Source organism: Nocardia sp. NRRL WC-3656 (genome assembly GCF_000720265.1).
Lineage (GTDB): Bacteria > Actinomycetota > Actinomycetes > Mycobacteriales > Mycobacteriaceae > Nocardia > Nocardia nova.
This window is the reverse complement of sequence record NZ_JOJF01000012.1, coordinates 108,706-128,191: the sequence shown is the minus strand read 5'-3', so window position 1 is coordinate 128,191 and position 19,486 is coordinate 108,706. Positions and strand designations below refer to the sequence as shown.

At 68.8% G+C, this 19,486-nt stretch carries 19 protein-coding genes; 9 read left to right on the top strand and 10 right to left on the bottom strand.

What is annotated here, in order from left to right; translation table 11 throughout:
- Window positions 1-173: 173 nt before the first annotated feature.
- Window positions 174-1,193: an alpha/beta hydrolase gene (locus IG65_RS0117585; protein WP_369801558.1), complete on the top strand. Its 1,020-nt coding sequence runs from the start codon at window positions 174-176 to the stop codon at window positions 1,191-1,193.
- A gap of 25 nt (window positions 1,194-1,218) precedes the next feature.
- Here IG65_RS0117585 and IG65_RS0117580 read toward each other — a convergent pair whose 3' ends face one another.
- The gene (locus IG65_RS0117580; RefSeq protein ID WP_030516011.1) at window positions 1,219-2,685 is read right to left on the bottom strand and encodes a wax ester/triacylglycerol synthase family O-acyltransferase; all 1,467 of its coding nucleotides are present in this window, start codon (window positions 2,683-2,685) and stop codon (window positions 1,219-1,221) included.
- 465 nt (window positions 2,686-3,150) lie between these two features.
- Here IG65_RS0117580 and IG65_RS0117570 point away from each other — a divergent pair, with 465 nt between their 5' ends.
- The 4 genes from IG65_RS0117570 to IG65_RS0117555 all read left to right on the top strand — a co-directional run bounded on the left by IG65_RS0117570 (window position 3,151) and on the right by IG65_RS0117555 (window position 8,077).
- Window positions 3,151-3,951 (top strand): hypothetical protein, encoded by an 801-nt coding sequence (locus IG65_RS0117570; RefSeq protein ID WP_156055665.1) that lies wholly within the window; start codon window positions 3,151-3,153, stop codon window positions 3,949-3,951.
- Between the two features lie 75 nt (window positions 3,952-4,026).
- Window positions 4,027-6,180, top strand: coding sequence for a molybdopterin oxidoreductase family protein (locus IG65_RS0117565; RefSeq protein WP_030516008.1), 2,154 nt, complete (start codon window positions 4,027-4,029; stop codon window positions 6,178-6,180).
- Between the two features lie 112 nt (window positions 6,181-6,292).
- On the top strand, window positions 6,293-6,508 hold the full coding sequence (locus IG65_RS0117560) for a biotin/lipoyl-binding carrier protein (RefSeq protein ID WP_030516007.1): 216 nt from the start codon (window positions 6,293-6,295) through the stop codon (window positions 6,506-6,508).
- A gap of 54 nt (window positions 6,509-6,562) precedes the next feature.
- Window positions 6,563-8,077 (top strand): sensor histidine kinase, encoded by a 1,515-nt coding sequence (locus IG65_RS0117555; RefSeq protein ID WP_030516006.1) that lies wholly within the window; start codon window positions 6,563-6,565, stop codon window positions 8,075-8,077.
- Window positions 8,078-8,271: 194 nt separating this feature from the next.
- Here IG65_RS0117555 and IG65_RS0117550 read toward each other — a convergent pair whose 3' ends face one another.
- The gene (locus IG65_RS0117550) at window positions 8,272-8,526 is read right to left on the bottom strand and encodes a WhiB family transcriptional regulator (protein ID WP_030516005.1); all 255 of its coding nucleotides are present in this window, start codon (window positions 8,524-8,526) and stop codon (window positions 8,272-8,274) included.
- A gap of 234 nt (window positions 8,527-8,760) precedes the next feature.
- Entirely contained in the window at window positions 8,761-9,786 is a 1,026-nt protein-coding gene (locus IG65_RS0117545) for a diacylglycerol kinase family protein (RefSeq protein WP_030516004.1), read from the bottom strand.
- An 89-nt stretch (window positions 9,787-9,875) separates the two neighbouring features.
- On the opposite strand from IG65_RS0117545, the gene IG65_RS0117540 reads away from it, so the two are divergent.
- A complete protein-coding gene (locus IG65_RS0117540) occupies window positions 9,876-10,322 on the top strand; it encodes a hypothetical protein (protein ID WP_369801557.1) in 447 nt (148 codons plus the stop codon).
- On the opposite strand, the gene IG65_RS0117535 is transcribed toward IG65_RS0117540, so the two are convergent.
- The 7 genes from IG65_RS0117535 to IG65_RS0117505 all read right to left on the bottom strand — a co-directional run bounded on the left by IG65_RS0117535 (window position 10,304) and on the right by IG65_RS0117505 (window position 16,659).
- The gene (locus IG65_RS0117535; RefSeq protein ID WP_231509261.1) at window positions 10,304-10,897 is read right to left on the bottom strand and encodes an N-acetyltransferase; all 594 of its coding nucleotides are present in this window, start codon (window positions 10,895-10,897) and stop codon (window positions 10,304-10,306) included. The genes IG65_RS0117540 and IG65_RS0117535 overlap by 19 nt on opposite strands.
- 30 nt (window positions 10,898-10,927) lie before the next feature.
- Window positions 10,928-12,220, bottom strand: a complete 1,293-nt coding sequence (locus IG65_RS0117530; protein WP_051756339.1) for an RNA polymerase sigma factor — start codon at window positions 12,218-12,220, stop codon at window positions 10,928-10,930.
- An 8-nt stretch (window positions 12,221-12,228) separates the two neighbouring features.
- Window positions 12,229-12,570: a YciI family protein gene (locus tag IG65_RS0117525; protein WP_030516000.1), complete on the bottom strand. Its 342-nt coding sequence runs from the start codon at window positions 12,568-12,570 to the stop codon at window positions 12,229-12,231.
- Between the two features lie 93 nt (window positions 12,571-12,663).
- Window positions 12,664-13,143, bottom strand: a complete 480-nt coding sequence (locus tag IG65_RS0117520) for a GNAT family N-acetyltransferase (protein WP_030515999.1) — start codon at window positions 13,141-13,143, stop codon at window positions 12,664-12,666.
- Complete coding sequence (locus IG65_RS0117515) at window positions 13,140-13,748, bottom strand: acid phosphatase (protein WP_030515998.1); 609 nt, start codon at window positions 13,746-13,748, stop codon at window positions 13,140-13,142. The genes IG65_RS0117520 and IG65_RS0117515 overlap by 4 nt, the downstream gene beginning before the upstream one ends.
- 56 nt (window positions 13,749-13,804) lie before the next feature.
- Window positions 13,805-15,022 carry a PQQ-binding-like beta-propeller repeat protein gene (locus IG65_RS0117510; RefSeq protein ID WP_030515997.1) on the bottom strand — a complete coding sequence of 406 codons (1,218 nt, stop codon included), beginning with the start codon at window positions 15,020-15,022 and terminating at the stop codon, window positions 13,805-13,807.
- A gap of 26 nt (window positions 15,023-15,048) precedes the next feature.
- A complete protein-coding gene (locus tag IG65_RS0117505; RefSeq protein ID WP_197039867.1) occupies window positions 15,049-16,659 on the bottom strand; it encodes a DEAD/DEAH box helicase in 1,611 nt (536 codons plus the stop codon).
- 570 nt (window positions 16,660-17,229) lie between these two features.
- Between IG65_RS0117505 and IG65_RS0117500 the strand changes: the two genes are divergently transcribed.
- The 3 genes from IG65_RS0117500 to IG65_RS0117490 all read left to right on the top strand — a co-directional run bounded on the left by IG65_RS0117500 (window position 17,230) and on the right by IG65_RS0117490 (window position 19,459).
- Complete coding sequence (locus IG65_RS0117500; protein WP_030515995.1) at window positions 17,230-18,279, top strand: alpha/beta fold hydrolase; 1,050 nt, start codon at window positions 17,230-17,232, stop codon at window positions 18,277-18,279.
- A 129-nt stretch (window positions 18,280-18,408) separates the two neighbouring features.
- Window positions 18,409-19,107, top strand: a complete 699-nt coding sequence (locus IG65_RS0117495) for a ferritin-like fold-containing protein (RefSeq protein ID WP_030515994.1) — start codon at window positions 18,409-18,411, stop codon at window positions 19,105-19,107.
- Window positions 19,108-19,231: 124 nt separating this feature from the next.
- Window positions 19,232-19,459 carry a DUF3107 domain-containing protein gene (locus IG65_RS0117490; RefSeq protein ID WP_030515993.1) on the top strand — a complete coding sequence of 76 codons (228 nt, stop codon included), beginning with the start codon at window positions 19,232-19,234 and terminating at the stop codon, window positions 19,457-19,459.
- The last annotated feature ends 27 nt before the right edge of the window (window positions 19,460-19,486 follow it).

Here is a 19,486-nt window from a genome sequence, read left to right as displayed (position 1 = left end):
GAGCGCCGGTTCCGTCGGAACCACCATCGTGAACGCGCTCATCACCCTCAGCGGTGGTACCCCGGCCGCCGGAAAATAGTCCAGTTGTCGATTGTGGGGGCTCACTCGAACCGGGTGCGCCCCCACAGTGGTGTGTAGAGGTGGTAGTGGTGTCGAGCGGTACGAGGAGCGGCGTGGTGCGCGCGATCGCCTGTCTGGTGGCATATCTCGGCGCGGCCGCCCTGCTGTGGACGTCGGTCGCACCGACCGTCTCGGCCGCGCCGGCGGCGCACATCGTCAGCGAAACCACAGATCCTGGAGGTGTACTCCAGATCAGCGTCCACTCACCGTCGATGGATCGCGACATCCCGCTGCAAGTGCTGCGTGCGAAGGACACCGGTACCCCGGCGCCCACGCTGTATCTGCTCAACGGCGCCGGCGGTGGCGAGGACGCCGCGACCTGGCTGGCGCAGACCGATGCCGCGGACTTCTTCGCCGACAAGCACGTCAACGTGGTGATTCCGATGGAGGGCGCGTTCAGTTACTACACCGACTGGCAGCGCGACGACCCCGGCCTGGCGAAGAAGTTGAAGAACAACGGCCGGAACATGTGGGCCACCTTCCTCACCGAAGAACTTCCGCCCGTGATCGATTCGGCCTTCGGCACCACCGGTGCCAATGCGCTGGCCGGCATCTCGATGGCCGGTACCTCGGTGCTGGATCTGGCGATCGAGGCGCCCGCGCTGTATCGGAGCGTGTCCGCGTACAGCGGTTGCGCGATGACCAGCGATCCGATCGGCCAGTCGTTCATCAGCTTGGTGATCAGCCTGGGCAAGGGCGATGCGACGAATATGTGGGGACCGGTCGGGGGTGAGGGCTGGAAGGCGCACGACCCCTATCTGCACGCCGACCGGCTGCCGCGCATTCCGATGTACATCTCCAGTGCCAGCGGACTTCCCGGCCGCCACGACAGTCTCGCCGACCCGAGCGTGCGGGCGGACACCGGGGTTTTGGCGAATCAGGTTCTCCTCGGCGGCGGTATCGAATCGGCGGCGAACTACTGCACGGCCAAACTCGCCCAGCGCACCCGGGAACTCGGACGCACGGACATCACCTACAACTTCCACCCGGCGGGAACCCACTCGTGGGGCTATTGGCAGGACGACCTGCACAAATCGTGGCCGATGATGGCCGCGGCCATCGGCGCGAACTGAGCCGCTCCGCGCCGCCGCGCGGCCATCACCCCTGTGCCGTAAGCCGTTCACTCAGTTCGCGGAACGAGCGCAGCAGCAGTTCCCCGTACCGCGCCGGATCCGGGAGCATGCCGGTATCGGAGCTGACCGCGATCACCACCTGATCGCCCTGGGAGGTGATCAGATGCCGCAGGCCGTCGCCGTCCGTGACCGGGAGGACGCCGAAGGCGCTGATCACCGGTGCGCCGAGAAATTCCAGCCGGTCCGCGACCGGCGGCACATTGCTGACGGTGGTGTTGGACAGCGGCACTGTGGCGACGTCGTCGAAAACCCGCTGCGCGCGAGCCCATCCGGCCAGTCGCAACAGCCAGGCGGGTGAGGTCTGCATCCGGCTCTCGCGCACGATCACCGCCGGGTCGGCCCAGCGCCGCTTCTCCTCCTGGGCCGATTGCCGGATCGCGCGCAGGCGTTCCAGCGGATCGGTGAGATCGGTGTGCAGGTCCACCGACATCTGGCACAGCTGATTCGCCGAATTCCACCGGGCCAGCCCACGCATCGAGATCGGCACCATCGCGCTCAGGGACGCGGACGGGGTTTCGGCCTGCTCGGTGAGATAGGCCGAGAGCGCGCCCGAGACGACGGCCAACAGCAGGTCGTTGACCGTAATGCGCTCGGCGGAGGCCGCTTTAGCCGCCCTGACCTGTGCGAGCGGCAGGGTGACGAGATCGAAGGCGGGCCTCGCGCCGATGCGGCGATTGAAGCGGGTGGCGGGGCGCAGCGGAATCGGTTCGCGGAGTAGGTTTTCCGCGACCTCCGCCTGGACCGTGCGGGCCGCCGCCCGCGTGCGGGCCACGCCGGAGACGAAATGTGCGAACCGATACGGCGTGACGGCGGCGGCGCGCAGCAGCGCGGAGGGCTGCGACCAGCGGCGATCGATCGTGGGGAGTGGCGGATGAGTGTCCGCGGTGCCGAACAGTTTCCGCTCGAGTTCGCGGGTGGCCACACCGTCGCCGACGCTGTGATGGAACTTCAGCACCACGATCGTCACCGGCTCGGTGGTCTCGGGAAAGCCGTGTACGCGGTCGAACAGGTGCAGTTCCCACGGCGGACGGGTGAGATCCATACGGGCCGCGGCGATCTCGGCCAAGCGACCGCGCACCTCGTCCCAGGGCCACGACGCGCGTTCCTCGATCGTCACGTGATGGTCGATGTCGAAGCCCGAGTCGGGGACCCAGTACGGCAGGTCGACATCGCCCGGTACGCGTTCGAGCCGGCGGTGGAACAGCGGTGCGTAGCCGAGCCGCTCCCGCATCCAGGCCCGCACCTGTGCTCGGCTCACCGCTCGCCCATCCGATCCGGCCGGGTCCGTCGCGCCGGCGAAAACATAGGCGGCGACGATATTCGACGGATGCCGTTCGAACTCGTCGTAGACGAATACCGCATCGCGCGGACTCAGCTGTTCGGCGGTGACGTGCGGAGCGCTGCTCGTATCGCGGCTCGTTTTCGTCGTCATGAATTACTCCTGACCGGACATTGTGCGGGCGATGGAGAATAGATCCGCACAATTCTTTCTGCGGCGGATACTACCGTCGCGTCGACGGATACGGCGCGGTGGTGGTCGGCATATCCGGCGCGGTGATGTGCGGGCTTCGAACAATGGCCACAACCGCCGCGATGAATGGCGAGAACTCCGTCGAACCGGGACCGCGACCGCCGGCGCAGATTCCGGCGGCGCCACCGAGCCGTCCGCACCCTTCCGTACGGTAATAGCTATTGCGCATTATTTCGGTTCGGCAGTGTCATAGCCGATGCGTTATCCGCATGATTGCCGTGAACGCGCCCGAGTCGGTTCGATAACCAAGATCGCTCGTGAATTGCAAGTAGCGCCTCCCATTGCTGGGAGTGGCTTCCGGTTGTGCGCCGGGGCAAGTGCTGGCATCGTCTTCCCCGCGGGACAGCAGCGGGCGTGAGGGATGTGATGAGTTCTGAATCCAACCGGCCGCCCGGGCACGCGCCGCAACCGTTCGGGCCGCCGGTGGGCTCCGCCGATTGGTATTCGCCGCCCCGTCCGCCGCAGCCGCCTCCGCTGCGGGATTCGCGTCCCGCGTCCTCGCCGCCGCGGATCGTCCGGCGCCCGCCCGAGTCGCCGGAATGGGCGATCGATCCCGATGCCATCCAGCTCGCACTGGGCCCGGCCACTCGTCCGCCGCGCCGGCCTCGTGGCCGTAAATGGTGGATCGCCGCATCGGCTGCAGTCGTCGTCCTCGCGCTGGCCGGTGGCGGAATCGCGCTGGCCGTCACGGCCACGCGAAAGGAACCGGGTACCGCCGCCGCGATCGTGACCTCGACGACCTCCGCTCCGGCCGGCTCCGCCGAAACGTCCGCCCCCGCTTCTGGGCCGCAGACGTCGGCCTGCCCAGCGGAGGCGCACGACGGCATCGTGGTGGGCAACGGCGCCGGTGGCGTCACCGACGGGCCGAATTCGATTCTGGGATTCGAATATTCGTACTACACCGAGCGCAGCGGCGAGCGCGCCCAGGCCTTCGTCGCGCCGGATACCGTCAACGTCGCTCCCGCTGTGGGGCTGCAGCAGGCGATCGACACCGTGATCCCGGTCGGGACCACGTACTGCGTCCACATCACCACACGCGAGCCGGAGCTGTTCGATGTGGATATCGAGGAGTACCGGCCCGACGGCGGTCACACGACCTACCGGCAATCCGTGCGCACGGTCGTCCGCGACGGCCGCACCCTGCTCTACGAGATCCGCGGGCGGTAGCGGCCGATCCGGCGGGGCTGTACCGATGCCGTGGGCGCCGGTACGCTGCGAGATGCCGCGCTGAGAGGATGTGCCATGGATACTCGCATTGTTTCTCGGCAGTGCACCCTGTGTGAGGCGCACTGCGGAATTCGGGTCACCGTCGAGGACGACCGCGTCGTCCGGATCGAGGGAGATCCCGACGATGTGCTGTCCCAGGGATATATCTGTCCCAAGGCCACGGCGATGGGTGCACTGCACCACGACCCGGACCGGCTCCGCACGCCGGTACGCCGAGTCGGCGATCGGTTCGAGCCGATCGGATGGGACGAGGCGTTCCGGGAGATCGGGCAGCGGCTGCGCGGGATCCGCTCCGAACACGGTCCGAGCGCGATCGGCATGTATCTGGGAAACCCTGCGGCACATAGTTCTTCGGTGCTGTACGGCGTGCTGCTGCGGGTGGCGCTGCTGACCCGCAACTTCTTCTCCGCCTCGTCGATCGATCAGTTCCCGCAGGAGTTCGCGGCCTGGCGGATGTTCGGATCCAATGTCCTGATGCCGGTCGCCGATATCGATCGCACCGACCGGCTGGTGATCCTGGGGGCCAATCCGGCCGTGTCGAACGGGTCGGTGACCACCATGCCGAACGCCAAACAGCGCATCAAGCGGGTGCGGGAGCGCGGCGGCACGGTCGTGGTGATCGACCCACGCCGCACCGAGACCGCGCGGCTGGCCGACCAGCACATCGCGGTCGTCCCCGGTGGGGACGTCTATCTGCTGCTGGCCGTGCTCCATGTGCTGATCGACGAGAAGCTGTGCGACGAGCGGGCGGTGCGCGCGCGCTGTTCGGGCTGGGAAGAGCTGCGCGAGACCGTCGCGCAGTGCACTCCCGAACTCGCGGCCCCGCACGCCGGTGTCGACGCCGAGACCATCCGCGGTTTCGCGCGCGACCATGCCGCGGCCCGCTCGGCCGTGCTCTACGCGCGGATCGGGGTGTGTCAGCAGGTGACCGGCACGCTCACGCACTGGCTGGTGAACACGATCAACGCGGTGACCGGCAATCTGGACCGGGCGGGCGGCCAGATGTTCGCGACCGCGCCGGTCGACGCCGCCCGGTACGCCAAGTACCTGCCGATGGGTCACGGGGCGTGGACCGATCGGTCGGGCCGCTACAAGTCCTTCCGATCCGAACTGCCGGTGGCGGCGCTGGCCGACGAAATTCTCACCGAGGGCCGCGGGCAGATCCGGGCGATGGTCACCTACGCCGGCAATCCGGTGCTGTCGACGCCGCAGCGCGGGCGCCTCGACGCGGCGCTGGAATCGCTGGATTTCTTTGTGGCCGTGGACATGTACGTCACCGAGACCACCCGGCACGCCGACATCATCCTGCCGCCGGTGTCCCAGCTCGAGCGCGAGGACGTCAATCTGCTGTTCCCGGTGTTCAGTGTGCGCAACAACCTGCGCTACGACGCCAAGGTTTTCGAGCCGCCGGCCGACGGGCTCGAGGACTGGCAGATCATGGCCCGGCTGGTCACCGAGGTGGTGCCGCTGCCCGCGCGACGCCTCACCGGCAAGGCGCTCAACGCGGTATTCGAACGACTCTCGCCCCTGCGGTTGGCGGCCCTGGGCATCGCGGCCGGTCCGTACGGCGTGCTGCGCCGCGGCCGGGCGGGCCTGACGATCACCAAGCTGCGCGCTTCCGCGGGCGGTGTGGATCTCGGACCGCTGCGCCCGCGCCTGCGCACGCTGATCGGCACTCGCGACCGCAAGGTCCGGTTGGCGCCGCAGGACTTCCGTGCCGAGGTCGCGAAGCTGCTCGCCGATCTGCCGGCCACGCCGCGCACCGCGGCCGACGGATACGATCTGCGCCTGATCGGCCGGCGCCACCTGCGCAGCAACAACTCCTGGTTGCACAACGTCCCGGCCATGGTGAAGGGCCGCGATCGCTGCACCGTGCTCATGCATCCCGTCGACGCCGGCGCGCGCGGGCTGACCGACGGCGAACCGGTCACCGTCTCCTCGCCGAGCGGTTCGATCGTGGTGACCCTCGAGGTCGGCGACGATATCCGCCCCGGCACGGTCGCGATCCCGCACGGCTGGGGCCACCGCGAAGCCGGCGTGGGCTGGCGGGTCGCCGCCTCCCTCCCGGGCGCCAATGTCAACCTCCTCCACGACCCGGCGCTGGTCGACCCGCTGTCCGGCACGGCCGCGGTCAACAACACCTGGGTCACGGTGAGCGCCACCGCATAGCCGGCGCGACAGCGCCTACGGCCCGGTATCTTTCGAGCGATCGAACGCTCTCGGTACGGATGTGGTTGGCTGTACCGTCAGCGGATACGGGCCGATCGACCGGAAGGGTGTCATGGCTGAGGAAGTGCTCGCGGAGATGGTGTCGACCGTCTTCCAGATCGTCGCGCAGGAGGGTGCGGCGGTGCAAGAGGGTGACACCCTGGTCCTGCTGGAATCGATGAAGATGGAGATCCCGGTGGTGGCCGAATCGGACGGAACCGTGGCCTCGATCAATGTGAAACCCGGCGATGTCCTCCAGAAGGGCGATCTGATCGCCGTCATCTCGTAGCTTCGGCCGCGACACGACTTCGGCCCGCGGGCGCGTGCCGTAGCCTTTGTTTCCGTGTCCACTCTTAGTGATCTGCTCGCCGAACACACCGATCTCCCCGGTGCGGCGGTGGATCATCTGCAGCGCGTGGTGGGGGATTGGCAGCTGCTGGCCGATCTGTCGTTCGCCGATCTGCAACTGTGGGTCGGCATCGGCCCGGTGACCGACGGTGCCGATGTGGTGTGTGTCGCACAGTGCCGGCCCACGACCGCCCCGACGGTTCAGCCCGACGATCTGGTCGGGTCGCTGGCCTCCCGCCAGGATCATCCGCAGATCTTCCAGGCCCTGAGTTCGGGGGAGATCGTGCGCGTGGAGGGCGACGGCGAATCCACCGGCGTCTACCACCCGACCCCCGCACGAGTCATCCGCGAGGGTATTCCGGTGCGCTGCGGCACCGATGTCATCGCCGTGCTCGGCCGCGATACCGATATGCAGCGCTCGAAGGTCCGCGGCAGCCTCGAACACGCCTATATGAGCTGCGCCGATGATCTGTGCCAGATGATCGCCGACGGCACCTTCCCCACGCTGGAGGACCGCACCGGCTCACATTCCAGTCCGCGCGCCGGGGACGGCTTCATCCGTCTCGACACCGACGGCCTGGTCGTCTACGCCAGCCCGAACGCGCTGTCGGCGTATCACCGCATGGGCCTGCAGAGCGAATTGGCCGGACAGGATCTGGCCCAGTCGACCCGTTCCCTGATCACCGATCCGTTCGACGCGCAGGAGGTCGTCAGCGACATCCAGGCCGCGTTGGCCGGCAAATCGGGGCGGCGGATGGAGGTCGAGGCCCGCGGTGCGACGGTGCTGCTGCGCACGCTGGTGCTGCGCCCGCACGGTGAACTGGCGGGTGTCGCGGTGCTGGTCCGCGATGTCACGGAGGTCAAGCGCCGCGACCGGGCGCTGCTGTCCAAGGACGCCACCATCCGCGAGATCCATCACCGGGTGAAGAACAACCTGCAGACCGTCGCCGCGCTGCTGCGCCTGCAGGCCCGCCGCACCGAGAACGAGGAGGCCCGGGTGGCGCTCACCGAATCGGTGCGCCGCGTCACCTCCATCGCCTCCGTGCACGAAATGCTGTCGATGTCGGTGGACGAGGAGGTCGACCTCGACGAGGTGGTGGATCGCCTGCTGCCGATCATGGCCGATGTGGCGACCGTGCACACCGCCCGCATCAAGGTCCGCCGCGACGGTTCGCTGGGAGTTTTCTCGGCCGAACGCGCGACCCCGTTGGTGATGGTGCTGACGGAATTGGTGCAGAACGCCATCGAGCACGCCTTCGATGCCGGCGAAAACGGAACTGTCACAATACGTTCCGAGCGTTCGGCGCGCTGGCTGGACGTCATCATCAGCGACGACGGGCGCGGGTTGCCGGAGGGATTCAGCCTGGAGGGTTCCGATCGGCTGGGATTGCAGATCGTGCGCACTCTGGTCACCGCGGAACTCGGGGGCTCGATCGGTTTGCATCCGGGCGCCGATATCGGCACCGACGCGGTGCTGCGGGTGCCGCTGGGCCGTCGCAACTCACGCTGAAAGCGTCCCGCGCAAGCACCGCCACTCGCGGAAATCGGATAAGTCCGAATCGCCGTCGGACGGTTATGTGAAATAGAGCGGGAAAACAATCCGGCAACAAAAACAGTGAAGCCCGGCACCTTTCCGGTGCCGGGCCGAAATGCGTTACCGGTCGAGGCTGTGCGGTTTACTACGAGCCGGTAACGCCGCGCGTCTCAGACGACGCTGCGAGTGCGGGTGCGGGCGTTGCGCCGCTTCAGCGCCCGGCGTTCGTCTTCGCTCATACCACCCCACACGCCGGCATCCTGTCCGGAGGACAGGGCCCAGGACAGGCAGTCGGCGGTCACGGGGCAGCGGGCGCAGACCAGCTTGGCATCGGCAATCTGCGCGAGCGCCGGACCACTGTTACCCACCGGGAAGAACAGCTCGGGGTCCTCGTCGCGACAGATGGCCTTGTGGCGCCAGTCCATTCCTCTGCTCCTTTGCATGGGCGCCGCAAGGCGCCGCTGGTTTGTGGTCCGTTCACTTGTGCGTCTCGAATGTTTCCGCACGGTTGCTTGTGAATGCTTTCACGAACACCGTAGATGTCAATAGCCTTCGGGTGCACCGTGGGGAAGCTCACGCTCTAAAGCCCTGAAAAGCCGGGCCTGCGGAGTCCTTTGTACTCGCTTGTGCTGGTTTCCGCAGCACAACTGCGATGTTTCTCAGTTGTGTCGGCTGGATTCCGGCTTGGGAGCGACTACTTCGAGCACCTCCGGCACCGAGGTGAAATCCACCACGTTGCGCCGGCCGATGAAGTCGCCATCGATTTGCAGACCGACCTCGTCGTCGGCCTCGATTCGCACCGAAGATACATCGTCGACGCGAAACAAATTGCGGGCCTTCGGATCTCCGTCGGAAGCCAGGAGTTGCCTGGCGACCGACAGTGTCGGCAATACCCTCATCGTCCGCATCGCAAACACACCCAGTCCGCGTTCGAACGTCGTTCCGGGATTGGTGCGCACCGGGGTGTTGTCCAGATACGTCCACGGGCTGGTGTTCGTCACGAAGGCGTAATGCACGCCCGGCACCGGTTCGTGTCCGGGAACACGCACGGTGATCGCGGGCTCGCGCCGCTTGGCCCGGAAGAATTGCCGGACCGTGGTGCGCAGATAACGGGCCGGGGTCGCGGCGTGGCCCGCGGCGCGGCTGCGATCGATCGCCTCGCACACGTCGGCGTCCAGCCCGACGCCCGCGCTGAACGCGCACCAGCGGCCGTCGGCGACCATCAGGCCGATCCGGCGATCGCCGGCATGCGCCTCGCCGTCGTCGAGCGACAGCAGATCGATGAGCTGATTGGTCGCGGCCACCGGATCCGCTTCGATACCCAGCGAGCGCGCGAACACGTTCGCCGAGCCGCCGGGGATCACCCCCAGTCGCGGGATCCAGGTGCCCGAACGTTGCGCGGCGGCCGATTCCGCGGCGCCGGCCGAGTCCGGCCCGGACGTGGCCTGTTTCGGCAGGGGGAGGAATCCGTTGACGGTCTCGTTGACCGTGCCGTCGCCGCCGTGCACCACGATCAGGTCCATCTCGGCATCGGTCGCCCACTGCGCCAATTCGGCGGCGTGGCCGCGATGCTGGGTGTGGGCCACGATGAGCTGGGTGCGGCTCTCCAGCGCGTGGGCGAGCAGATCCCGCGTGGCCGGAGTGGTCGAGGTGGCATTCGGATTCACGATCAACAGCGTCCGCACCCTCAGCAGCCTACTGAGCGATCGCCACCGGAGCCCGCGGAGGCGACCACGCGTGCGAGGCCCGGTTCGCGCGGTTCTACGCTGGGCGGGTGGCGAAGCAGAACGCGGACAGTGAGAGCACCGGCGGCACCACCGGCGGCGCGGCCGACCCGACTCCCGGCACGGTGCGCGGCGCGGGTGCGCTGGCCGCGCTCGAGGGCCTGATCGGGGTGATCATCGCGATCGTGCTCGTGGTGCAGGGCATCACGTCGGCGGACACCTCCGCGAAAGCGGCCTACGGCACCGCCGCCTGGTTCGTGATCCTGGCCGGCGCGGTGCTGGCCGCCGGTATCGGCCTGTTGCGCGGTAAGCGCTGGGGCCGGGCCATCGTGGTGATCGCGCAGGTGCTGCTGCTGCCCGCCGCGTGGTACATGCTCAGCTCGCATCGGTTCGAACTCGGCATCCCGGTCGGGCTGGTCGCCCTCGTCACCCTCGGCTTGATCTTCTCGCCGCCGTCGGTGCGCTGGATGGCCCAGGCCTACGACGTCGCCGACTGACGCCACAGCGGCCACAGCAGCGGTCCGCCGCCCGTGGCGTCGAGTTCGCCGCGCAGATCGAAGCCGTAGCGCTCGTAATAGGCGATATTGGCGAACTTGCTCGATTCCAGGTAGGCGGGCGCGCCGGTTTCGTCACAGTGCGCCAGCCGCGGCGCCAGCAGGGCGTGCCCGTACCCCTTGCCGCGGACCGCGGGATCGGTGCCGACGATGGCGAGATACCAGTGCGGTTCGTGCGGATGCGCCTTGCTCATCCGGTCCGACATCCGCCCGACGGCGAGCAGTCGCAATCGGAAGGCACGTGCCAATGCGGGCAGCATCCGCAGCTGATCGCCACCCGACGAATCCCACCGCCCGGGGGGCGACCACACCGCGCCCCCGACGATCCGGCCCGATTCGTCGAAGGCCGCGTCGACCGCCCCGTGCGCCAGGTACAGATGCCGGATCAGCGCGCCGAACATGGTCGCCGCGCGGGCGGGCCGGGTGCGGCCGGCCGGTATGCACCACTGCATGATCGGATCGTCGTCGAACGCCAGACCCAGTACCCGGGCCAGTTCCGGCACTTCGGATTCCGTCACGGGACGAACGGTGACCTCCATCGGTCCACCCTATCGGTCGAGGTCGGCCAGGCGGCGGTCGAGAAATTCGCGCTCGGCCGCGTTCTCGGTCAGCAACAGGGCCTCGGAGTAGGCGAGCCGGGCCTCGTCGAGCCGTCCGAGTTCGGCGAGGAAGTGCGCGCGGGCGGCGGGGAGATAGCTGTACCCGGCCAGCTGCGGTTCGGTGGCGAGTGCGTCGAGCGCGGCGAAACCGGCGGCGGGATCGCCGGCCATCCCGATCGCGACGGCCCGGTTGAGCGCCACCACCGGCGAGGGCCAGATCCGGCTCAGGACGTCGTAGAGCCCGCGGATCTCCTGCCAGTCGGTGGCGTCGTAACTGGGCGCCTCGGCGTGAACGGCGGCGATCGCGGCCTGCAGCGCGTAGCGGCCCGGCCGCCGTCCCAGTGCGAAGCGGACCAGCGCGATGCCCTGTCCGATCTCCTCCCGGTCCCAGCGCGTGCGGTCCTGATCGGCCAGCGCGACCATGGCGCCCTCGGGGGTCACCCGCGCCGCGCGGCGGGCGTCGGTGAGCAGCAGGAGGGCGAGCAGGCCGGCGATCTCCGGATCCTCGGGCAGCAGACCGTGCAGCATCCGCGCCAGATCGAGGGCGCGTTCGGTGAGATCGCGGCGGATGAGGTCCTCGCCCGACGGTGCGGTGTGCCCGGTGGTGAACAGCAGATGCACCACCGCCAGCACGGCCTCGATGCGCTCGGGCAATTCCGCCGGGCCCGGCACGCGGTAGGGGATCCGGGCGGCGGCGATCTTCTTCTTGGCGCGGGTGATCCGCGCGGCCATCGTCGGCTCGGCCACCAGGAAGGCGCGCGCGACCTCGGCCGTCGTGAGTCCGCAGACCAGGCGCAGGGTCAGCGCGACCTGGGTCTGCGGGGCCAGTGCCGGATGGCAGCAGGTGCAGATCAGTCGCAGACGGTCGTCGGGAAACTGTGGGTCGTACGGGTCGATCGCATCGAAAACGCCTGTCTCGGTGGCCTTTTCGTCCGCGATAAGCAGCGGCAACGCCCGGCGCGCGGTGGACCGGCGGCGTAGCAGATCCAGTGCGCGGTTGCGCGCCACCGTGGTCAGCCAGGCCGCGGGCCGGGACGGAATTCCGTCCGCGGCCCATACCATCAACGCCTGGGCGTACGCGTCCTGAACGCATTCCTCGGCGAGTTCGAGGTCGTGGGTCACCCGCACGGTCGCCGCCAGTACGAACGCCCACTCCCGGCGATGCGCGTCGGCCACCGCCGCGGCGACCCGGTCGGGGCCGCCGCGATCGGTCGAGCCGTGGTCGGAGCAGCTGTCGAGCACGGTGCGGCTCAGCTCAATTCGAGGATCGGGCGCACTTCCACGCCCCCGAATTCCATCGGCACCCGCCGGGCGATGGCGATCGCGGCGTCGAGGTCCTCGGCCTCGACCAGGTAGTAGCCGCCGAGCTGCTCCTTGGTCTCGGCGAACGGGCCGTCGGTGATCACGAAGTCGCCGGCGCCGTCCGGCCGCACACTGGTGGCGGTGTGACTGCGGTGCAAGGCGTTTCCGCCGCGCAGCGCCGCCGCGTGGTCCTCGCCGAACTGCCGGTGGCTCTCCGCCATCGCGCTGCCGGACTCCGGTTCGGCCGCGGCACGCTCGTCCTGGTAGATGAGGATCAGATATTGCGACATGGTTTCGTCCTCCGAGTAGGTGGCCCGCCTTTCGAGCCATTCAACTCTTCGACGCGCACCCCGCCGCGGAATCGACACCGGCGCGAGAAATTCTCAGGAATTTCCGGAATCGGCGAGCCGCGCGAGCGCGTCGCCGGCGAGCCGGAAGCCGGTCCACTCGTCCTGTGCCACCGCGCCCAGCCCGCGGTAGAACTCGATCGAGGGCGTATTCCAGTCCAGCACCGACCAATCCACCCGGGTGTAGCCGTGGGCCACGGCCTCGCGCGCCAGCTCGGCGAGCAGCGCCTTGCCCAGGCCACGACCGCGCGCCTCGGGCCGGACGTAGAGATCTTCCAGGTAGATGCCGTGCTTACCGGTCCAGGTCGAATAGTTCAGGAACCAGATCGCGCATCCGGCGACCCGCGCATCGACGGTCGCGACGTGGGCGAACACCGCCGGCGCGGGACCGAACAGCGCGGCGTGCAGGTTCTCGGCCGTCAGCGCGCACTGTTCACGTGCCTTCTCGTATTCGGCGAGGTCGTAGACCAGTTCGACGAGGGCGGGCACATCCTCGGGCGTGGCGCGGCGGATCATCGGCCGGCCTCGGGCGGCACGATATTGTGCGCCAGAATTGTGGCGGCCTGATGATCGTGGCCGAGCACGCTGATCGCGGCGGTGGACAGGAAGAAGCGTCGTCCCTCCCGGGCCGGGAAACCGGCCCAGCGCGCGATCAGCACCCGGGAGAAATGTCCGTGCCCGACCAGCACCACATCGCGGGTGCGCAGCGCGGGCGCGACGGTTTCCAGCACCCGGTCGGCCCGCGCGCCGACCGCGTCGACGGATTCGCCGCCCGGTACGTCGCCGGTGAAGACGGTCCAGCCGGGGGCGGTTTCGCGGATCTGCGGGGTGGTCAGGCCCTCGTAGTCGCCGTAATCCCATTCGACCAGTTCGTCGTCGATCCGCGGATCGGGCAGCCCGGCCAGTTCGGCGCTGTGCACGGCACGCTTCTTGGGGCTGGTCAGCACCAGCGGATCGCTCAGGTCCAGATCCGCGAGGACCTTTCCGGCTGCTCGCGCCTGTGCTTCGCCGCGTTCGGTGAGCGCGATATCGGTGCGCCCGGTGTGTTTGCGTGCCGCCGACCACGCGGTCTCGCCGTGCCGCAGCAGCACCAGCCGATAGTCCCTGTCCGATGCACTCATGATTCCGATCATGCCGCACCGCGGGAGCGACCGGCCGGACGGATCGACGCGAGGGTTCAGCTGGTTCCGTGGAGCCGGCCGCCCCGCAACTCCAGCACCACCGGCCCGCTCACGGCCAGTGAGATCGGCTCCCCGTGGTAGTCGCTGCGCCGCAACGGGATCCGCTTCTGCTGGGCGCCGCTGCCGGGATCGAGGGCCGCGATGCCGTCGGCCACCGGCACCAGGACGTTGCCCGCCATCATCGCCGGCGCGCCCAGGGCGTCCGGTGCGGTCCACAGCGGCTCGAAGGTGCTCGCGCTCAAGGCGATCACGCTGTTGCCGGTGAACACGAAATACGCCGAGCCGAGCCGGGTCACCGTACTGTTGTCGGCGATCGGCGCGGAGAGACGGTGCACCGCAAGTGAATTCGCGTTGGCGTCGTAGATCGCGAATTCCGGTGGGGCGGCGTCGGTTCCGGGTAGATACAGGGCGATCCGGTTGTCCGCGACCGCGATCACCCGGGCGTTGCCGGCCGCCGCACCGGGTTCGGTCAGGACGTGCGAGCCGTACTCCTCCGGGGCGGAGGCGTCCTTCGGCGCCGGATTCAGCACCGTCAGCCGGTCCGCGGCGTCGTCGGGGCAGCGTTCCAGCACGGCCAGGCGGCTGCCACCCGAGGCCGCCGACAGCAGCGTGCAGTCGTGCCGGGGTTGCGTGTGCGGGTTCACCCGCGCGTCGACGTAGCCGTATTCGAGGGTGCGGACCAGATCCGAACGCCACATCTCCAGCCGTCGTGGTCCCTGCGCCAGCGCATAGGTGCCGTCGGTGGACAGCCGGACCTGCGAGTCCATATAGCTGCTGCGCGCGGTGCGCCGGCGCCCGTCCTCCGCGCCGAGCATCGTGGTCTGGCTGCACCCGCGCGGATCGCGGTAGGTGGCGATCACGGTGGCGAACTGGCTCTCCAGCGCGCACAGGGGCAGATCGCGCTGGTATTTCCAGAGCTCTCGCCCGGTGGTCGCATCGAGACCGCGGACGGTGCCGCCGTCGCCGGTGATGGCGACGCCGCTGGAGGTCAGCGCCCGCGCGGAGACGCCGTCGGGTGCCTGCCACCGTTCGGTGAGGGCGTCCGGCAGCCGATCGGCCGCCGGCGCCACCGAGGCCGGATGGGCCGCGGGATCGGATTCGGTGCCGCGCGCGTCGCTCGTCGACCACGCGACAGCGGCCGCGATCGCCACGACAACGGCGATCGCGACTGCGGCATAGAGGTCGGCGCGCGTCCGCCGCTCGGGTGCGAGCACGTCAGCGAGACTAACCGATCCGGCGACTAGGCCGATGCGGCAGTCTGATCGCCACCCGTCGCCGCACTACCGGACTCGTCTGCCGAGGCGTCACCGCCCGTGGTGTCGCCGCCCTCCGCGGCGGGCTTGCGGCGCCGGCGGCGGCGACGCCGCGCCGGCTTGTCGCCCTCGGCGGCTTCGCCCGCGGGCTGTTCGGCCGGAACCGATTGCGCCGCAGTGCTTTCCGCGGTGTCCGTCGCGGACTCGGCCGACTCGGCCGTGGCGCCCTCGGGTGCGTCGACCGCCTTACCACCGCGGGTGCGGCGGCGATTGCGCTTGCGCGGCTGGCGTGACTCCCGCTCCACCACGACCGCATCCGTTTCGCGCGCGGGTGCGCGCCGCACGGTTCCGGTCGCGTTCTCCGAAATGCCGAGATCGCTGCGCAGGTGCTCGGAGCGTGAGTAGGTTTCCACCGGCTCGGGCATCCCCAGGCCCAGCGCGGAATCGATGCTCTTCCAGCGATGCAGCTCGTCCCAGTCGACCAGGGTGACCGCGACACCGGTGCGCCCGGCCCGGCCGGTGCGGCCGATGCGGTGCACGTATGTCTTCTCGTCCTCCGGGCACTGGTAGTTGACGACGTGGGTGACGTCGTCGATATCGATACCGCGGGCGGCGACATCGGTCGCGACCAGCACGTCGATCTTGCCCTTGCGGAATTTGTCCAGCGCCTTCTCACGCGCGATCTGACCCAGATCGCCGTGTACCGCGCCGACGGCGAAACCGCGTTCGGCCAGATCGTCGGCGACCTTCTGCGCGGTGCGCTTGGTGCGGGTGAAGATCATGGTCGCGCCGCGGCCTTCGGCCTGCAGGATGCGCGCGACCAATTCGCTCTTGTCCAGCGCGTGGGCGCGGTAGACGAATTGCGCGGTGCGATCGTGCACCGCGGAATCGGAGGGTTCCTCGGCCCGGATATGCGTGGGCTTGTGCAGGAATGTCCGGGCCAGTGTGATGATGGGGCCCGGCATGGTCGCCGAGAACAGCATGGTCTGACGCTGGTCGGGAACCATCGACAGAATGCGCTCGATATCGGGCAGGAAGCCCAGGTCGAGCATTTCGTCGGCCTCGTCGAGCACGAGGACGCCGACCTTGCCGAGAATCAGATGCTGCTGTTCGGCCAGATCCAGCAGACGGCCCGGAGTGCCGACGACGACGTCGACCCCTTCGCGCAGCGCCGCGATCTGCGCGTCGTAGGGCCGTCCGCCGTAGATCGACGTGACGCGCAGCCGGCCCCGCTGATTGTTCAGGTATTTACCGACATTCTCCAGATCCTGGGTGACCTGGACGCACAGTTCCCGCGTCGGCACGATGACCAGTGCGCGGGGCGTGCCGTCCAATGCCGTGGTGCCGGAATCGGCGGTGGAAATTCGGTGCAGCAGCGGTACGCCGAATCCGAAGGTCTTACCCATACCGGTGCGGGCCTGGCCGATCAGATCGTCACCGGCCAGCGCGAGGGGGAGGGTCAACTCCTGGATGGCGAATGTGTGTTCGATTCCGATCTCGCCGAGAGCGCGCACGATTTCGGGGCGAACGCCCAATTCGGCGAATGTCGGAGTGGTGTGGGTGGAGTCGAGTTCCGCTGTCAGCAGCGTGTCCGCCAACCCGGGTTCTTGTTCGACGGTGATCTTGCTCAGGATTCGTGCCTTCCTCGTGTTGATCGCATCCAGCGCGCACGAGGGTGGATTGGGACCGGATTTCCGGGCCACCACATTTCCGGCGGGTTCCACCTGCACTCTCGCCACCCGGATCGCTGTCCGGGTGCGGCGCAAAGGGGTCGCGGATCTGGTGCGCGCACATTTTCGGCGGGCTTCGGTTACCCCTTGTCGCACTGCCTCGACCACCGGTCCCGATAAACCGGCCGGGATATGGCGGTGCGAGCGAAAATTTCCGTTGCCCATAGAGATTGTAGCGTGATAGCTTTCTTCGCCTCGCTCGCGCTGTCGTGGGCGGCTGCTCGGTGTCCGGTCCGGCTGCGGCACACGGTAATTCGTCTGACCGGCGAAATTGCGCGGCCGATGAGAACGGCGATTGCCCGGAAGTATGTGCAGGCGTGCCGCGGGTTCGATATGTCCGCTTTTCCCCCGGTGCGAGCGGATTCCGCGGGCGGTCCCGGCCGGGCGTGGCCCAGCCCACATATGTGAGACGGTGTGTCACACGATAAATTGGTCGCCGTGAGCTTGGCAGAGACCGTGGGCGTCGCGGCCCGCAACGCATGGGCGCTGACCTTCGGCGACGGCATCGAAGCGCCTGTTCCCACTCCCTCGACGGTGCTCTGGGGCGAACCGCACCGGCTGCTGCGACGCTACGACGTCGATCCCGCCGGGCCCCCGCCCGCCGACGGCACGGCGGTGCTGATGGTTCCGCCGCTGGCGGCCCCCGCGGTGTGCTTCGACCTGCGCCCGGACCAGAGTATGGCTCGCTTCCTGCTGGAGATCGGCCGCCGCCCGTATCTGGTCGACTACGGCGAGATCGGCTTCGCCGACCGCCGCATGGGATTCGAGGACTGGGTCGACGACATTCTGCCCGAGGCGGTGCGCCGCGTCTCGGCCGATCGCGACGGAGCTCCCGTCGATCTGGTCGGCTGGTCCCTCGGCGGCGTGCTGTCGCTGCTCACCGCCGCGGCCGACGCGACCTTGCCGATTCGCTCCGTGACCGCCGTCGGCGCACCGCTGGACTACAACCGGGTGAACGGGGTCCCGCAGGTGCGCGCGCTGGCGCGCATCGACGGCGGGCGCACGGTGTCGAACCTGGTCCGGGCGGCCGGCGGTGTTCCGGCGCCGCTGACCCGCCTCGCCTACCGCGCCGCGGCCTGGGAGCGGGAATTGCGCCGGCCGATGTTCCTGGCCGGCAATCTGACCGATTCGGCGACGCTGGCCCGGATGGAGACCATCGACCGGTTCCAGTCCCGGCTGCCCGGCTACCCCGGCCGCTTCTACAACCAGCTGTGGAGCCGGTTCATGCTCGCCAACGACATCGGCAACGGCGTGGTGCACGTCGGCGCCCGGCCGATCGAGCTGGCCGAGATCACCGCGCCGGTACTGCTGGTGGGCGGGACCGACGACGTGATCACTCCCGCGGCGGCGGTGGCGCACGGGCAGCGAACGCTGACCGGCGCCCGCGAGGTGCGATACCAGACCTCGCCCGGCAGTCATCTGGGCATCCTGATCGCCCGCGACACCACGTGGGGCTACCTGGAGAAATTTCTGGGCGACCAGGCATGATCCGGCGGCGCGGCGGCGACAGCTGTCCGCCGGTTCGGACGTGCCGGTGTGAGGCGCGGCCGGCGGGGGAACTCTTTTCGGCGCCGCGCCGCCGCCCCCTCCGGGCGCCGACCTACTAGGGTGGTGGCCATGGGTGCAAACACATTTGGCGCGCTGGGTGTTTCGACCGAATCCGATCATCGAATCCCCGCCGACCATCTCGGTGTCACCGATCTGTTCGCGGTTCTCGCCTACGGTGAGATCTCCGCGTTCTACCGCCTGGCGGAAGAGGCGAAACTATCGCCCACGCTGCGGGGCAAGGTGGCGGTGGCGAAGATGGCCGCCGCCGAGATGGAGCATTTCGAGACGCTCGAGCGGGCGCTGCAGGGGCGTGGCGTCGACGTCTTCGACGCGATGGCGCCGTTCGTGCGGGCCCTGGACGCCTACCACGCCTCGACCGATCCCTCGAACTGGCTCGAGTCGATGGTCAAGTTCTATGTCGGCGACGGTATCGCCGCCGACTTCTACGCGGTGCTCGCCGATGCGCTGGCGCCCGAGGTGGCCGCGGTCGTGCGCGATGTGCTGGCCGAGACCCACCACTCGGAATTCGTCATCGAGGAGGTGCGCCGGGCGGTCACCGTCAGCCGCTCCGAGCGCGACCGGCTCACGCTGTGGGGCCGTCGGCTGCTCGGCGAGGCCATCACCCAGGCGCAGTACGTGATGGCCCAACGCGACGAGCTGACCGAACTGGTGCTCACCGCCACCGGCGACCTCAACGGGGTGGCGGCGCTGTTCGAACGGATGCAGAACTCGCATGCCGAGCGGATGCGGGTGCTGAGCCTGGGATGAGCCGCTCGCGACGGCCGTCGGGACCGGCGGCTGTTCGCTGACAGCACAGGCAGGCGCGTCGTCTCCGACCCGTTCGCTGCACTAGCCTGGGCAGCGACACCATCTGGACTCTAGGAGGTTGGCCGTGGAGGTCAAGATCGGCATTTCGGATAGCCCGCGGGAACTGGTCATCGCCAGCTCGCAGACCCCGGAGGAGGTCGAGGCGCTGGTATCCGGCGCGCTGAGCGGTTCGGGCGGTGTGCTGACCCTCGAGGACGAGAAGGGCCGCAAGTACCTGATCCAGGCCGCGAAGGTGGCCTACGTCGAAATCGGCACCTCCACCAGCGGCCGCGTGGGTTTCGCCGCGGTGTGATTCTCCTGCGGCGAGCGAACTCGTCGC

What these genes read in the sequence shown, in the direction of transcription:
- IG65_RS0117580 (WP_030516011.1), bottom strand. Translation starts at nt 2,685, where the DNA reads ATGACGACGAAAACGAGCCGCGATACGAGCAGCGCTCCGCACGTCACC.
- IG65_RS0117570 (WP_156055665.1), top strand. Translation starts at nt 3,151, where the DNA reads ATGAGTTCTGAATCCAACCGGCCGCCCGGGCACGCGCCGCAACCGTTC.
- IG65_RS0117550 (WP_030516005.1), bottom strand. Translation starts at nt 8,526, where the DNA reads ATGGACTGGCGCCACAAGGCCATCTGTCGCGACGAGGACCCCGAGCTG.
- IG65_RS0117495 (WP_030515994.1), top strand. Translation starts at nt 18,409, where the DNA reads ATGGGTGCAAACACATTTGGCGCGCTGGGTGTTTCGACCGAATCCGAT.
- IG65_RS0117520 (WP_030515999.1), bottom strand. Translation starts at nt 13,143, where the DNA reads ATGATCCGCCGCGCCACGCCCGAGGATGTGCCCGCCCTCGTCGAACTG.
- IG65_RS0117560 (WP_030516007.1), top strand. Translation starts at nt 6,293, where the DNA reads ATGGCTGAGGAAGTGCTCGCGGAGATGGTGTCGACCGTCTTCCAGATC.
- IG65_RS0117525 (WP_030516000.1), bottom strand. Translation starts at nt 12,570, where the DNA reads ATGTCGCAATATCTGATCCTCATCTACCAGGACGAGCGTGCCGCGGCC.
- IG65_RS0117515 (WP_030515998.1), bottom strand. Translation starts at nt 13,748, where the DNA reads ATGAGTGCATCGGACAGGGACTATCGGCTGGTGCTGCTGCGGCACGGC.
- IG65_RS0117565 (WP_030516008.1), top strand. Translation starts at nt 4,027, where the DNA reads ATGGATACTCGCATTGTTTCTCGGCAGTGCACCCTGTGTGAGGCGCAC.